The sequence below is a fragment of the Aliirhizobium cellulosilyticum genome, assembly GCF_014198105.1.
In the GTDB taxonomy this organism is placed as follows: domain Bacteria; phylum Pseudomonadota; class Alphaproteobacteria; order Rhizobiales; family Rhizobiaceae; genus Neorhizobium; species Neorhizobium cellulosilyticum.
The window spans coordinates 155,696-168,325 of record NZ_JACIGW010000002.1 but is presented as its reverse complement, the minus strand read 5'-3'; the positions used below and the strand labels follow the sequence as shown (position 1 = coordinate 168,325).

General features: G+C 60.1%; 14 protein-coding genes. 11 read left to right on the top strand and 3 right to left on the bottom strand.

Features of this window, described 5'->3' with window-relative positions; translation table 11 throughout:
- Positions 1–116: 116 nt before the first annotated feature.
- The 3 genes from trhA to GGE33_RS09710 all read left to right on the top strand — a co-directional run bounded on the left by trhA (position 117) and on the right by GGE33_RS09710 (position 1,865).
- Positions 117–785 carry a PAQR family membrane homeostasis protein TrhA gene (gene trhA / locus GGE33_RS09720; protein ID WP_148143941.1) on the top strand — a complete coding sequence of 223 codons (669 nt, stop codon included), beginning with the start codon at positions 117–119 and terminating at the stop codon, positions 783–785.
- Positions 786–869: 84 nt separating this feature from the next.
- Complete coding sequence (locus GGE33_RS09715) at positions 870–1,379, top strand: GNAT family N-acetyltransferase (RefSeq protein WP_183822734.1); 510 nt, start codon at positions 870–872, stop codon at positions 1,377–1,379.
- A 75-nt stretch (positions 1,380–1,454) separates the two neighbouring features.
- Positions 1,455–1,865 carry a (R)-mandelonitrile lyase gene (locus GGE33_RS09710; protein WP_183822732.1) on the top strand — a complete coding sequence of 137 codons (411 nt, stop codon included), beginning with the start codon at positions 1,455–1,457 and terminating at the stop codon, positions 1,863–1,865.
- On the opposite strand, the gene GGE33_RS09705 is transcribed toward GGE33_RS09710, so the two are convergent.
- Positions 1,825–2,763 (bottom strand): LysR family transcriptional regulator, encoded by a 939-nt coding sequence (locus GGE33_RS09705; RefSeq protein ID WP_183822730.1) that lies wholly within the window; start codon positions 2,761–2,763, stop codon positions 1,825–1,827. The genes GGE33_RS09710 and GGE33_RS09705 overlap by 41 nt on opposite strands.
- Before the next feature lie 124 nt (positions 2,764–2,887).
- Here GGE33_RS09705 and GGE33_RS09700 point away from each other — a divergent pair, with 124 nt between their 5' ends.
- From GGE33_RS09700 to GGE33_RS09690, 3 genes are all read left to right on the top strand, one after another.
- Positions 2,888–3,718 (top strand): SDR family oxidoreductase, encoded by an 831-nt coding sequence (locus tag GGE33_RS09700; RefSeq protein ID WP_183822728.1) that lies wholly within the window; start codon positions 2,888–2,890, stop codon positions 3,716–3,718.
- Between the two features lie 203 nt (positions 3,719–3,921).
- Positions 3,922–4,791, top strand: coding sequence for an aldose 1-epimerase family protein (locus tag GGE33_RS09695; RefSeq protein ID WP_148143933.1), 870 nt, complete (start codon positions 3,922–3,924; stop codon positions 4,789–4,791).
- A gap of 91 nt (positions 4,792–4,882) precedes the next feature.
- A complete protein-coding gene (locus tag GGE33_RS09690) occupies positions 4,883–5,566 on the top strand; it encodes a hypothetical protein (protein ID WP_183822726.1) in 684 nt (227 codons plus the stop codon).
- On the opposite strand, the gene GGE33_RS09685 is transcribed toward GGE33_RS09690, so the two are convergent.
- Together GGE33_RS09685 and msrB are read right to left on the bottom strand one after the other, a co-directional pair.
- The gene (locus tag GGE33_RS09685) at positions 5,563–6,585 is read right to left on the bottom strand and encodes a queuosine salvage family protein (RefSeq protein WP_183822724.1); all 1,023 of its coding nucleotides are present in this window, start codon (positions 6,583–6,585) and stop codon (positions 5,563–5,565) included. The two genes, GGE33_RS09690 and GGE33_RS09685, sit on opposite strands and share 4 nt — an antisense overlap.
- Positions 6,586–6,804: 219 nt before the next feature.
- Positions 6,805–7,215 (bottom strand): peptide-methionine (R)-S-oxide reductase MsrB, encoded by a 411-nt coding sequence (gene msrB, locus GGE33_RS09680; RefSeq protein WP_148143930.1) that lies wholly within the window; start codon positions 7,213–7,215, stop codon positions 6,805–6,807.
- Positions 7,216–7,374: 159 nt separating this feature from the next.
- Here msrB and GGE33_RS09675 point away from each other — a divergent pair, with 159 nt between their 5' ends.
- From GGE33_RS09675 to GGE33_RS09655, 5 genes are all read left to right on the top strand, one after another.
- Entirely contained in the window at positions 7,375–9,705 is a 2,331-nt protein-coding gene (locus GGE33_RS09675; RefSeq protein WP_148143929.1) for a putative monovalent cation/H+ antiporter subunit A, read from the top strand.
- Positions 9,702–10,148: a Na+/H+ antiporter subunit B gene (locus GGE33_RS09670; RefSeq protein WP_148143928.1), complete on the top strand. Its 447-nt coding sequence runs from the start codon at positions 9,702–9,704 to the stop codon at positions 10,146–10,148. Before GGE33_RS09675 ends, GGE33_RS09670 begins: the two co-directional genes overlap by 4 nt.
- Positions 10,148–10,525 carry a Na+/H+ antiporter subunit C gene (locus tag GGE33_RS09665; protein WP_148143927.1) on the top strand — a complete coding sequence of 126 codons (378 nt, stop codon included), beginning with the start codon at positions 10,148–10,150 and terminating at the stop codon, positions 10,523–10,525. Before GGE33_RS09670 ends, GGE33_RS09665 begins: the two co-directional genes overlap by 1 nt.
- A gap of 63 nt (positions 10,526–10,588) precedes the next feature.
- Complete coding sequence (locus GGE33_RS09660; RefSeq protein ID WP_183822722.1) at positions 10,589–12,160, top strand: Na+/H+ antiporter subunit D; 1,572 nt, start codon at positions 10,589–10,591, stop codon at positions 12,158–12,160.
- Positions 12,157–12,630, top strand: coding sequence for a Na+/H+ antiporter subunit E (locus GGE33_RS09655; RefSeq protein WP_183822720.1), 474 nt, complete (start codon positions 12,157–12,159; stop codon positions 12,628–12,630). The genes GGE33_RS09660 and GGE33_RS09655 overlap by 4 nt, the downstream gene beginning before the upstream one ends.

Below are 12,630 nucleotides of genomic sequence, written 5' to 3'. Positions count from 1 at the left end.
GACGGATACTCTGATCTTACGGCTTTAAACCGAATGTGAGGCGGTCCTCGCCTCACAAGTCTTGCCTTAACCGGCGACGCCACGCATTCTGTCGTCGGACGGAGACGGCTTTTGGAATGAGTGAACTCTTCAACTTCGGACGGCGTTACGATCTGCATGAGGTCATCGCGGACGGTATTGTCCACGGGATCGGGATAGTTTTTGCCCTCGTTGGTGCCACAGCCCTGATCTTTTATGCCACCGTCTGGTCGAGCTATGGCGAACTCGCCGCCGCCTGGATCTACGGGCTGGGGCTGATCCTCTGCCTGTCGGTCTCTTTCACCTACAATATCTGGCCGCATTCGCGCACCAAATGGATACTGCGCCGGCTTGATCATTCGGCGATCTTCATCCTGATTGCCGCCACCTACACGCCTTTCCTGCAGCGCGGTGCGGCTCACGATCCCTGGATTGCCGCAATGCTGGCGGCCATATGGATCACCGCCATCGTCGGCGTATCGCTGAAATGCCTCTTCCCCGGCCGCTACGACAGGCTCGCCATTCTGCTTTACCTTGCGATGGGCTGGAGCGGTGTGGTGGTGATGGAAGAGGTCTCGCAATATCTCCCGACGGTCACGACGCTTCTGATCGTCATCGGCGGGCTGATCTACTCGCTCGGCGTCATCTTCCATGTCTGGGAAAAGTTGCGTTTTCAGAACGCAATCTGGCACGGCTTTGTCGTTGCCGCCGCCGCGGTCCATTATGGTGCCGTGATGACCTGTTTCAGCCTGACCGGCAGCATCTGAACAGTGAGCCCTGTCGCTGACAGCCCTCGACAGATAGATGCCGTCTGCTAAGGTGGATGAAATTGTAATATAGTGGACAAGGCAATGAGCAATACCCCGATCATCCGCGACGCAGATGAGGCCGACCTGCACGGCATCATGGAGATTTATAACGACGCGGTTCTCAATACGACTGCGATCTGGAACGAGACGCTGGTTGATATCGAAAACCGCCGCGCATGGTTCGATGCCCGTAAGGCGAAGGGTTTTCCGGTTATCGTCGCGCAGCTCGATGGCGACGTTGCCGGTTACGCCTCCTATGGCGATTGGCGTGCCTTCGACGGTTATCGTTTCACCGTCGAACATTCGGTCTATGTCCACAAGTCCTTCCGCGGCCACGGTCTTGGCCGCAAGCTGATGGAAGAACTGATCGCCCGCGCCGCCTCGAACGGCGTGCATGTGATGATCGCCGCGATCGAAGCCGAAAACCAGGCCTCGATCGCGCTCCACAACGCGCTCGGCTTCCGCATCGCCGGCAAATTCTCCGAGGTCGGCACGAAATTCGGCCGCTGGCTGGACCTGACCTGCATGGAGCTGAAACTCACTAAGGTCTGAACTGTCCAGCGTATTCTGCGTTTCCATCCAACACCCTACATTGCCGGCGATACTTGGAAGCAAAGGACACCCGAAATGGATATCAGGCGCAGCGGCTCACAGGCCTCGAAGAAACAGCCGGCGGATTATTTTACCGGCACGGTGCGGCTCGACCCGCTGATGGAGGCGCCGGAACCGGCGCGGGTGCGCGCCGCAAGCGTCACCTTCGAACCCGGTGCCCGTACCAACTGGCACACCCATCCGCTCGGCCAGACGCTGATAATCACCGCAGGTTTCGGCCGCGCCCAGACTGAAGGCGGCCCGGTCAGGGAATTGCGTCCGGGCGATGTGGTCTGGTTTTCTCCGGGCGAAAAACACTGGCATGGCGCAGGCGTCGAAACGGCCATGACCCATATCGCCATCCAGGAGGCGCAGGATGGCGTCACCGCCGACTGGCTGGAGCCGGTCAGCGACGTGGATTACTCGCGGCCAGTCGAGAAGGACTGAGCTTTCCGTCGATCTCCTTCAATATGTCGATGAAGGCCCGCAATCCGGTCGGCACATGCCTGTGCCCCGGATAATAGAGGCAAAGGCCGTCGATCTCCGGGCACCAGTCGGAAAGTACGGCAACCAGCCTGCCTTGCCGGATATAGTCTTCCGCCACATGCTGCGGCACATATGCGATGCCGAGACCCGCCGCGGCAGCCTTTGCCATCAACTCGGTATCGTCGAGCGTCAGCGGACCGGAAACATCCACGACAATCTCTTCGCCGCGCCGTTCGAATTCCCACCTATAGAGCTTGCCGCTCGGCATCCTCAGCCGGATGCAGTTGTGCCCTGAAAGATCCTGCGGCGTCAAAGGTTCGCCACGGGTGGCTATATAATCCGGCGAGGCCACCGTGATGAAGCGGGCAGGGCCGCCGAACGCGATGGCGATCATGTCCTGCGGCACGCTCTCGCGCAGCCTGATCCCGGCATCGAACCCGTCTACGACGATATCGACCAGCCGCCCGTCGCTGACCAGATCCAGCGCCACGTCCGGATAACGGGCGAGAAATGCCGGAACCGCATTGTCCAGCAGCCTGCGAATGACGATGCTGCTGGTGTTGATCCTGACCGTGCCGCTCGGCCCGCCGCGAAAATCATCGACCGCTTCCAGTGCCGCATCGAGTTCGCGCAGCGCCGGCCCGAGCCTTGCCACCAGCCGCTCACCCGCCTCGGTGGGCGAAACGCTGCGTGTCGTTCGGTTGAGCAGGCGCACGCCCATCCGCGCCTCCAGCCCGCGCATCATGTGACTCAGCGTCGAGGGCGAAAGCCCCAGTTCCTCTGCCGCCCTGCGAAAACTGCGATGCGCGATAATCGCCGTGAAGGCCGCAAGGTCATTGAGCGTCGGCTTTTCATTCATGGGGAAATTTCACCAGCTTATGCAGGATTGAACTGCTTATAGCATGAATTGGCAAGGGCTATCTTCCCTGCAGAAACTCCGGCTTCGAAAAGCTCGGCAAGCCGCAGAACGAAGGAGAAAGATCATGTCCAGAACCTGGTTCATCACCGGCACATCCTCCGGCTTCGGCCGCCTGCTCACCGAAAAGCTTCTGGCCCGCGGTGATCGCGTCGCCGCCACCCTGCGGCGCATCGATGCGCTGGACGATCTGCGCCAAACCTATGGCGACCGGTTGTGGATCGCAAAGCTCGACCTCACCGATCAGGATGCGATACGCGCCACCGTCGACCGCGCATTCGCAGAACTCGGCCCTATCGATGTCGTCGTCAACAATGCCGGCTATGGCCTGTTCGGTGCGGCGGAAGAGTTGAGTGACGAGGAAATCCGCCGCCAGATCGACACCAACCTGATCGGCTCGATTCAGATCATTCGCGCGGCGCTGCCGCATCTTCGCGCCCAGGGTGGCGGGTTGATCCAGCAGGTCGCGTCCGAAGGCGGGCAGATCACCTATCCCAGCTTCTCCCTCTACCACGCCACCAAATGGGGTATCGAAGGTTTCGTCGATGCCGTTGCCAAGGAAGTCGCACCCTTTGGCATCGGGTTTACGATCGTCGAACCGGGGCCGACGCGCACCGATTTCGCCAAGGGTCTGTCCATCGCCGCGCCAATGGATATCTACGCCGATACGCCCGCAGGACAGGTTCGTCACGCCATCTTCAATGGTGGTTTCGATATCAAGGGCGACCCGGACAGGATGGCGGAAGCGATGATCGACTATGCCGGCCATGAAAATCCGCCGCTCCGCCTGGCCCTTGGCGGCGCCACCTATCCGTCGATAAAGGCAGCACTTGAGGGGCGTCTCGCTGAACTGGAGGCGCATAAGGCGACGACACTTGCCATGGATTTTACCGACTAATCGGCATGAAGCGATCCGGATGTTCAAGTCGTCATTGAACGTCAACGCATGTCGGGCAAATATGTCGCACCGATTCCACGGCATGTCTCCCGAAAGCGGTCACCGGTTTCGGGAAGAAGACATGCGCAAAAACAAAGAGCTAAAACACGGCAGGCAAATCTGAAAGATTGCGACGTGTTTTAGCGTGCCGGAGGAACAGCAGCATGCCCGATATCGTCCGTATAACCAGCGATGAACTCGTCGCCGAGATTTCTTCGCTCGGCTCCGAAATGCAGTCGCTGCAGACGACCGATGGCCGGGACTGGTTGTGGAACGGCGATGCTGCCTTCTGGACCGGCCGTTCCCCGATCCTGTTCCCGATCGTCGGCAAGGCGCCCGGCAACCACATTGCCGTCGATGGCGTGCCCTACGAAATGGGTCAGCACGGCTTTGCCCGAAGGGCCGAATGGGTGCTGGCCGACGCCAGCACCTCCACTTGCCGTTTTGAACTTGAAAGCTCACAGGACACCCTGAAAACCTATCCTTTCGCGTTCCTGCTTTCGCTCACCCATTCACTCGAAGGCCACAGCCTGACGGTGACGGCCGAAGTCGAAAACCGCGACAGTCGTCCGATGCCCTTCGGCCTGGGCTATCATCCGGCCTTCCTCTGGCCGCTGCCGGGTGGAGAAGGCAAGCCACATACGATAACGCTCGACAATGGCGCAGAGCCGCTCCTGACCCGGCTTGAAGACGGGCTTGTCACAAGGGACAAGCTGCCGTCACCCTTTTCGAAAGGGCATCTCACCCTTTCCCATGACCTTTTCGAAGCCGATGCGATGATCTTTGCCGAAGGTGCAGGCAAGGGGCTGACCTATGCAGCCGAGGGCGGCCCGAGCCTCAAATTCGCGTTCGACAACCTGCCTAACCTGGCGCTCTGGCAAAAGGTCGGCGCGCCGTTTCTTTGCGTCGAACCCTGGCATGGCACTGCGGCAGAGGCGGGAGGTTCGGCCGAAATGGCAAAACGCCCCTACACCACAATTTTGCCTGCAGGCGAGAAGGTGCGCTTTACCTTTTCGGTTTTGGTAACTGGTTGATCCGGCAGTTGGTTTTCCGGCATCCCAGCCCTTGACGAGTGAGCAACGCAGAGTTGATATCCCCATGTTAAATCAATAATGGGGATAGGAAGTGACGCCCACTTTTTTCGACAGTTGCAATTGGATTTTTCCGTTTTTCTTTTTCTGCAAGCCAGCCGTTTCTGCCCTTTCGGACACAAGTTCCACGAGCTGGTGGAACATGGCTGCGACGATAGCTAGCGTGGTTTCGGCGGTAGCAGCAGCTATTGCCGCAGTCGCCGCCTATTTCACGATCCGCTCCACTAAAAGCGAACGGCGTGTATCGGCACTCGTCACCATCAAGGAGTGGTATAGTCGCAGCCACGAAAAGTTTGGAGATGTGACGAAGGAGCTGGATTACGGCACAATTGTCTACGATCCATTTACGCGAGAAAGCAAGAAGGAAGGGCAGTTGCTAAGCTTCCTCAGCACGCTCAACGAGGTTGCCTTTCTCGTGGAAATTGGTCATGCCACTGCGGAAGATATTCGTAAGACCTCGCTGGGATACTGGTTTACGGCCGCTCTGAGCGACGGCGCAACGGTTGCTGCCCTCGCCAAGTTAATCGTAGCCGACAAGGCGCGTGGGTATGAGTCCAGCGTGTTTCCGTTCCTGACGCAAATAGGCCCGAAGATAACCGGAAATAAAGCGCATGAGTTGGTGGAAGTGCGGGCAAAAGCCATGTCCGAAGACAAGAGCTTCAACGACAAGGTTCTCAGCGTGATCCGGCCCGCGTCTGGCGGCACGGTTGCCCCTTAATAAGCGATCGTCCGGCACATATGCCGTCGCATGGATGGCCTGCGAAACTCCGGCTCGTGGGAAACATCCCAGAGGTAATGGTCGATTTCCAGTATCGTCGACCATTTCCGCTCGGCCGCCAGTGTCTTTTGCAGAATGTTTCCTGCAATCACGGACGCTGCCCTAATTTCGTTTTCGGCGCGCTCTCCCGCCTCCAGGTATTCGCCCGCATCGATGCGCGCGGCAAGACGGTCAGAATAGACCAGAACGCCGAGCTGGCGAAGAACATGCGCGACCGCATTGTCGGCAAAAATAGTCAGGCGCTCGAGCCCGACCGTATTCCACCAGCCGAATTCGCGGCCGACGCGCGCCAGATCCGCGATCAGCAATTGCGCGCGTTTGTAATAGTAGATTTGTTTGTTGTCGTAGAGCGATACGTCCTCGAACCGCTTCATCCGCAGCAATGACTGCAGCATTGTATGCGTCGAGCGCGTATCGTCGATCACGGCGTCCAGATCGTCGTCATACCGGTCGATGAGCCAGTGACCGAGTTCGTTGAGGCTCAGCCTGAACTGCGCCATCAGTTCCGTGGCCCGGGGGTTGTCATTACCCGCCTGGCCGAAAAGCTCCCGCACCTCTTTCATCGTCAGGGCAATCAGCCTCTGCGAAGACACGATCTCCGGATCGCGCGTGACCGCATCCTTCAGCAGGCTTGCAATCGTATAATATGTGGAATTGGGCACAGACCGGATAAGATCGTGCGCATAACCCGATCCGAAATTGATTGCTCCGATGCAGAGCACATAACGAAGGGTCAGGGATTCTTCGCCGGTATAATGATGTCTTCCGGAAAATTGCCATGCGACTTTTCCGTTGCGCGGCATTGTCCGGGCAAAATGCGAAAGGGCATTGTCGTCGATTGCGACATCCCGGGCATTGTCGACTACGAAGGAACAGCTCGATATGACTTTCGAGAACGGGTCATTCGACCTGTTGTTGTCCGTTTGTCCAACTGGCATCTTCAAGGCTATATCGGTCATGTTGCGCCCGCTAACCATCTCGCTGACGTCACGAGATCAGACTCGTGCACGAAAGCCGACCATAATACCACGTCATCAACAAAAAAGTTGCATTTTCGTAAGCGTCTTGGCCTGTGCCGTCAACCTTTTGCGCGTTTGCTGATATGTACGGGGCGCGTTTTGCCGCCTCCCGGAGAAATTGCACCCGTCAGGAAATGCCCCGCCGGGTGCCTTGGCGGCTTATTCCACCGGCGTAAAATTCATCGCATGGCCGTTGATGCAGTAGCGCAGGCCGGTCGGCGGCGGGCCATCGGGGAACACGTGGCCGAGATGGCCGCCGCAATTGGCGCAGCGCACTTCGGTGCGTACCATGCCATGCGACGTGTCGCGGATTTCGGTAATGACATCCGGCTTCACCGCCTCGAAATAACTCGGCCAGCCGCAGCCGGAATCGAATTTCGTGTCGGAGACGAACAGGTCTTCGCCGCAGCCGGCACAGCTGTAAATGCCCTTTTCCCTGGAATTCCAGTAGGGGCCGGTAAAGGCGCGTTCGGTGCCTGCCTGCCGCAGGATGTAATACTGTTCCGGCGTCAGTTCTTCGCGCCACTCGGCGTCGCTCTTTGAGGTCTTTGGGGTGCTGATCGAGGACATGACCGTTCCTTTCGTTTGCTCCCTAGATAGGCGTCGTGATGCTGTGAATAAAGATGCATGTCACAGCCTTGTGCCCGGTTGAGCTTGAGGCAACTGCCCGTTTCACTTAAGACGATCACACGCGTTCGATGATCGACCGTGTGGGGGGTAGGAGAGATTATGGCCGCAGCCGCGCCGGCATGGACGTTTATTGCGCTCTTCCTGCCGTTCCTTGCCGCCATTCTGGCACCATTCCTCGTTTCGCGCCTCGGCGACAGGGCCGCCTGGATCGTTGCGCTCGCGCCTGCACTGTCCTTTCTGCATTTCTGCGGTTTTCTGTCGGAAATCTCGGCTGGTGAGGTCGCGACCGGCGGATATGCGTGGGCGCCCAGCCTCAACCTGTCGTTCTCCTGGTTCATCGATGGCCTGTCGTTGACCTTCGCGCTGCTGATCACCGGCATCGGCACCCTGATCGTGATCTATTCCGGCGGTTACCTGAAGGGGCACCGGCATCTGGGAAGGTTCTTGTCCTTCATCCTCCTGTTCATGGGTGCGATGCTCGGCCTTGTCGTCTCCGACAGTTTCCTGATGCTCTTCGTCTATTGGGAGCTGACCTCGATCGCCTCCTTCCTGCTGATCGGTTTCGATCATGAGCGGGAGGCCGCAAGGCGTGCCGCGCTGCAGGCGCTGGTCGTCACCGGGGCAGGCGGGCTGTCGCTGCTGGCTGGCCTCGTTTTCCTCTGGAACGTCACCGGTGTGACCCAGCTGTCGCTGCTCGTCCATCTCGGCGATGCGCTGCGGATGAGCCCTTTCTATCTGCCGGCCCTGTTTCTCGTGCTCGGCGGTGCCTTCACCAAATCGGCGCAGTTCCCGTTCCACTTCTGGCTGCCGAACGCCATGGAGGCGCCCACACCCGTCTCCGCCTATCTTCATTCGGCAACCATGGTAAAGGCCGGCGTCTACCTGCTGATGCGGCTCAATCCGGTTCTGGGCGGCACGCCGGCCTGGGAAATCCTGCTTCCCTTTTTCGGTGGCGTGACGCTGGTTGCGGGAGCGCTGATCGGCATTCGCCAGACCGATCTCAAGCTGATGCTCGCCTATACGACCATGGCCTCGCTCGGCCTGCTCACCATGCTCACCGGTTTCGGCTCGCCGCATGCCATCGAGGCGGCGGTACTCTATCTTGTCGCCCATTCGCTCTTCAAGGGCGCCCTGTTCATGGTTGCGGGCGCGGTCGATCACGGGACAGGCACGAGAGAGCTGCCGCTCCTGGGCGGTCTTCGCCGCGCCATGCCGATCACCTTCGTAGCCGCATTTCTGGCGGCCTGCTCGATGGGAGGACTGCCGCTTTTCGCCGGTTTTCTCGCCAAGGAAGAAATCTACGCAGCCCTTGCCACCGGCAATCCGCGCGCCGTCTTCTTCACGGCTGCGGCGCTTGTCGGCAATGCGCTGATGTTTGCCATCGCCCTTGCCGTCGGCCTGAAACCCTTTGTCGGAAAAGGTAATCAAACACCGCTGACGCCGCATGAGGCACCGGTCGCGCTCTGGCTTGGCCCCGTGATATTGGCCGCGCTCGGCCTCGTCTTCGGCATATTTTCGCCGCTGCTTCACGCTTACCTGACATCGCCCATGGCAAGCGCGGTCATCGACGAACCGACGGTGATCACGATCGGCACGATGCCGCATTTGGGCTTGCCATTCGGCCTTTCGCTGCTCACCGTGACGCTCGGCATCCTTGTCTATCGGGAGCTCGACCGGGCTCGCGCTCTGGCTGCGCAGATGCTGGAAGGCCTCGGCCCCGGCCCGGATCGCTGGTTCGATCAGTTTGTCAGCGGCCTTGTCCGTTTTTCCGCGCGCCTCGTCCGCATCATCCAGCCGGGACGGCTGGAAATCTATATCACCGCAACTTTCATCGCCGTGGCGGCAACCCTGCTTGTGCCGCTTTTCCTTTTTGACGAACTCCCCGCCATGCCGTCAGGGCCGGCCGGAGCCCTCGTGCAGGAAATCGCCTTTTTCGTCATTGCAGCACTCGGCATCGTCACCGTCTTGCGCGCCGCCGACCGCCTGACCGCGATCGTTTCACTCGGCATCCAGGGATTTGCGGTCGCGGTGATCTTTCTGCTGTTCGGTGCGCCGGATCTCTCCTTCACACAGTTCATGGTGGAAACGCTGTCGGTCGTCATCCTGACCCTGGTGATGACGCGGCTCAGGCTGTCGGTCACCGATCACCGCCCGCCAGGGCAGATCCTGCTGGACGGGACGATCGCAATTGCCTGCGGCCTCGGTTTTGCCCTGATGCTGCTGAAGGCGGTCGGCACGCCCTTCGATCCGTTCATGACGGATTTCTTCAACACCTATTCCAAGGCGATCGCTCACGGCGCCAATGTGGTCAACGTCATCATCGTCGATTTCCGCGGCACCGACACATTGGGCGAGATCGCCGTGGTGATGGTCACCGGCCTTGCGGTTCTGGCGCTGATCAAGCTGCGGGTCGGGAGGCGCGCCTCATGAATACCCTTATCCTGCGCACGGTCGCGCCCGTCATCACCGCCCTGATGCTGCTTTTTTCCGTCTTCGTCCTGCTGCGCGGCCATAACGAGCCGGGCGGCGGTTTTATCGGCGGGCTGATCGCGGCCTCGGCGCTGGCAATCTTCGGCATCGCGCATGGACCGGGTGCGGTGCAGCGGGCAATCCGGTTTCATCCGATGGCGATCGCCGGTGCCGGCCTGGCCCTCGCGGCCGTCTCCGGCCTCGTTTCGATCGCAGCCGGCGTTCCCTTCATGAGCGGGCTGTGGATCTATCCGGATATTCTCGGCGCAGAAGTGCCACTCTCGACGGTCATGTCCTTCGATATCGGAGTTTATCTCGTCGTGGTCGGTTCAGTCACGGCGATTGCGCTCGCACTGGAGACCGAGCCGGATGGCGGCGCGGGCGAAGGCGAGGGAGGTGGCTGATGGAAATCCTGTTCACCGGGCTCATCGGCCTGTTCTTCGCCGCCGCCGTCTATCTCATGCTGTCGAAATTCACGATCCGCATCCTGCTCGGCATCGTGCTCCTTGGTAACGGCGTCAATCTTCTCCTGTTTACCGCCGGCCGCATCACCCGCGAAGTTCCTCCTATCATCCCCGCAGATGCGTCGACGCTCGGTTCCGTCGCCGCCAACCCTCTGCCGCAGGCGCTGATCCTGACGGCGATCGTCATCTCGTTTTCCTTTTTCGCCTTCCTTCTGGTGCTGACCTGGCGCGCCTTCGAGGAACTTGGCACCGACAGCACCGACGAAATGCTGCTCGCAGAACCACGCGATGAACCGCTTCCGCCGACGGGGTATTGATTTGATGCATGTGCCCCAACCCGCTCCCCGCCGACATTTGCCGACACAGGGAGGCCAGCCCTGATGGCCTCACCATCAACCCCCGTAGATCTTGCCGCCGCCATGGTCACGACGGTCCCGGCGCTCGCCGACTGGCTCGTCATCCTGCCGACCGCGCTGATGATCCTTGCGGGCGCGGCTCTGATGATGATCCGCAAGTCGGTCCGCCTTCATGCGGTTATTGCCATCGCAGCGCTGGTCTTGCTCGTCCTCATTGACGCGCTCCTGCTCTGGCAGGTTTCATCAAGCGGGCCGGTCACCATGACCATGGGCGGCTGGTTGCCGCCTTTCGGCATATCCTTCACCGCCGACATGTTCGGAGCCGTCATGGCGCTCGTTTCGGCGCTCGCGGCTCTGTCGGCGGCGGTCTATTCGCTACGCGATATCGATGCGAGCGGATTGCGCCACGGCTTCTTCGCCTTCCTGCTGCTCCTGATGGCCGGCGTCTCCGGCGCCTTTCTGACCGGCGATATCTTCAACCTCTATGTCTGGTTCGAAGTCCTGCTGATCTCGTCTTTCGGCCTGCTCATTCTGGGCTCCGAGCCGAAGCAGATCGAAGGGGCGCTGAAATACGCAATTCTCAACCTCATCGGCACGACGCTGTTTCTCATTACTGTCGGTTATCTCTATGCGATCTTCGGCACGCTCAACATGGCCGATATCGCCCGAAAGGCTGGCGCGCTGCGTGGCGTGACCGAAAACGCGCCGCCGCTGATGACGCTGACGGCACTGTTCGTGCTCGCCTTCTGCATGAAGGCGGCAGCCTTCCCGGTGAATTTCTGGCTGCCTGCCTCCTACCACACGCCGCGCATTACCGTATCGGCATTGTTCGGCGGCCTGCTCACCAAGGTCGGCATCTACGCCCTGATCCGTGTGACGATCATGCTTCTGCCGGTCGAGCGGGAAGCGATCAGCCTCGTCGTTGCCGCATCCGCCGTTCTCACCATGATCCTCGGCGCGCTCGGTGCGCTTGCCCAGAACGACCTGCGCCGCATGGTCGGTTACGTCGTCATCGTCGGCATCGGCAACATGCTGGCGGGTGTAGCAATCGGTTCGCCGGCCTCCGTCAGTGGCGCAATCCTTTATGCGCTGCATTCGATCGTCACCATGACCGCGCTTTATCTGGTGGTCGGCGAGGCAGGGCGGCTGGCCGGCACGTTCGAACTGTCGCGCCTCGGCGGCCTTTGGAGCCGTGCGCCCTGGTTTTCCTTTGCGTCCCTGGCGCTGATGCTCGCCGCGGCCGGCCTGCCGCCGCTTTCCGGCCTCTGGCCCAAGGTCATGCTGTTGAAGGCATCGCTGGATATCGGCGCCTGGTGGCTGGCCATCGCCATTCTCCTATCTGCCTTCCTCGTCACGCTGGCGCTCGCCCGTGTTTTCCTGCTCGCCTTCTGGCGGCCGGCGCCGGACGGGATGGATCAATCCCTGCCTGAAACGGACTGGCGTTCGGTTTTGCCGATCGGCCTGCTCTCGGCCCTCGTTCTGGTTTTCGGTGTTTATCCCGAACCGCTTCTGGCGCTCGGCCAGGCCGCCGCCGATGGCCTTGCCGATCCGTCCGCCTATATCCGCTCGGTGTTTCCAGAAGGGGCAGCGCCATGATCATCTATGTCCTGTCATTGATGATGGCGATCATCTGGGCCGCGATCACCGGCAGCGCCACGATCCACAATCTGATCTTCGGTTTCCTACTGTCGGCTGTGGCCCTGTGGATCGTTCGCGACGAGATGAGCGCGACCGGTTATCTCCTGCGTCTTGGCCGCATCCTGTCGCTGCTGCTGCTCTTCTTCAAGGAGCTGGCTCTGTCGGCCTGGAAGGTGGCGGTGCTCGTCACGCGGCGGAAGATGCAGGTAAAACCCGGCATCTTCGCCTTTCCCTTGACCGTGGACAGGGATTTCGAGATCACGCTTCTGGCCAATCTCATCACGCTCACCCCCGGCACCATGTCGGTCGACGTGTCGAAGGACAGGAAGTTCCTCTACGTCCATGCCATCGATTGCTCCGATGTCGAGGCGACGAAGCGCGAGATTGCCGAAGGTTTCGAGCGCAAGATCATGGAGGCGTTCCGATGA

Excerpts from the sequence above, each read along its gene's own strand:
- GGE33_RS09695 (WP_148143933.1), top strand. The coding sequence starts at position 3,922 with ATGCCCGATATCGTCCGTATAACCAGCGATGAACTCGTCGCCGAGATT.
- trhA (WP_148143941.1), top strand. The coding sequence starts at position 117 with ATGAGTGAACTCTTCAACTTCGGACGGCGTTACGATCTGCATGAGGTC.
- GGE33_RS09655 (WP_183822720.1), top strand. The coding sequence starts at position 12,157 with ATGATCATCTATGTCCTGTCATTGATGATGGCGATCATCTGGGCCGCG.
- GGE33_RS09665 (WP_148143927.1), top strand. The coding sequence starts at position 10,148 with ATGGAAATCCTGTTCACCGGGCTCATCGGCCTGTTCTTCGCCGCCGCC.
- GGE33_RS09675 (WP_148143929.1), top strand. The coding sequence starts at position 7,375 with ATGGCCGCAGCCGCGCCGGCATGGACGTTTATTGCGCTCTTCCTGCCG.
- GGE33_RS09700 (WP_183822728.1), top strand. The coding sequence starts at position 2,888 with ATGTCCAGAACCTGGTTCATCACCGGCACATCCTCCGGCTTCGGCCGC.
- GGE33_RS09715 (WP_183822734.1), top strand. The coding sequence starts at position 870 with ATGAGCAATACCCCGATCATCCGCGACGCAGATGAGGCCGACCTGCAC.
- GGE33_RS09660 (WP_183822722.1), top strand. The coding sequence starts at position 10,589 with ATGGCCTCACCATCAACCCCCGTAGATCTTGCCGCCGCCATGGTCACG.
- GGE33_RS09710 (WP_183822732.1), top strand. The coding sequence starts at position 1,455 with ATGGATATCAGGCGCAGCGGCTCACAGGCCTCGAAGAAACAGCCGGCG.
- GGE33_RS09685 (WP_183822724.1), bottom strand. The coding sequence starts at position 6,585 with ATGACCGATATAGCCTTGAAGATGCCAGTTGGACAAACGGACAACAAC.
- GGE33_RS09705 (WP_183822730.1), bottom strand. The coding sequence starts at position 2,763 with ATGAATGAAAAGCCGACGCTCAATGACCTTGCGGCCTTCACGGCGATT.
- msrB (WP_148143930.1), bottom strand. The coding sequence starts at position 7,215 with ATGTCCTCGATCAGCACCCCAAAGACCTCAAAGAGCGACGCCGAGTGG.
- GGE33_RS09670 (WP_148143928.1), top strand. The coding sequence starts at position 9,702 with ATGAATACCCTTATCCTGCGCACGGTCGCGCCCGTCATCACCGCCCTG.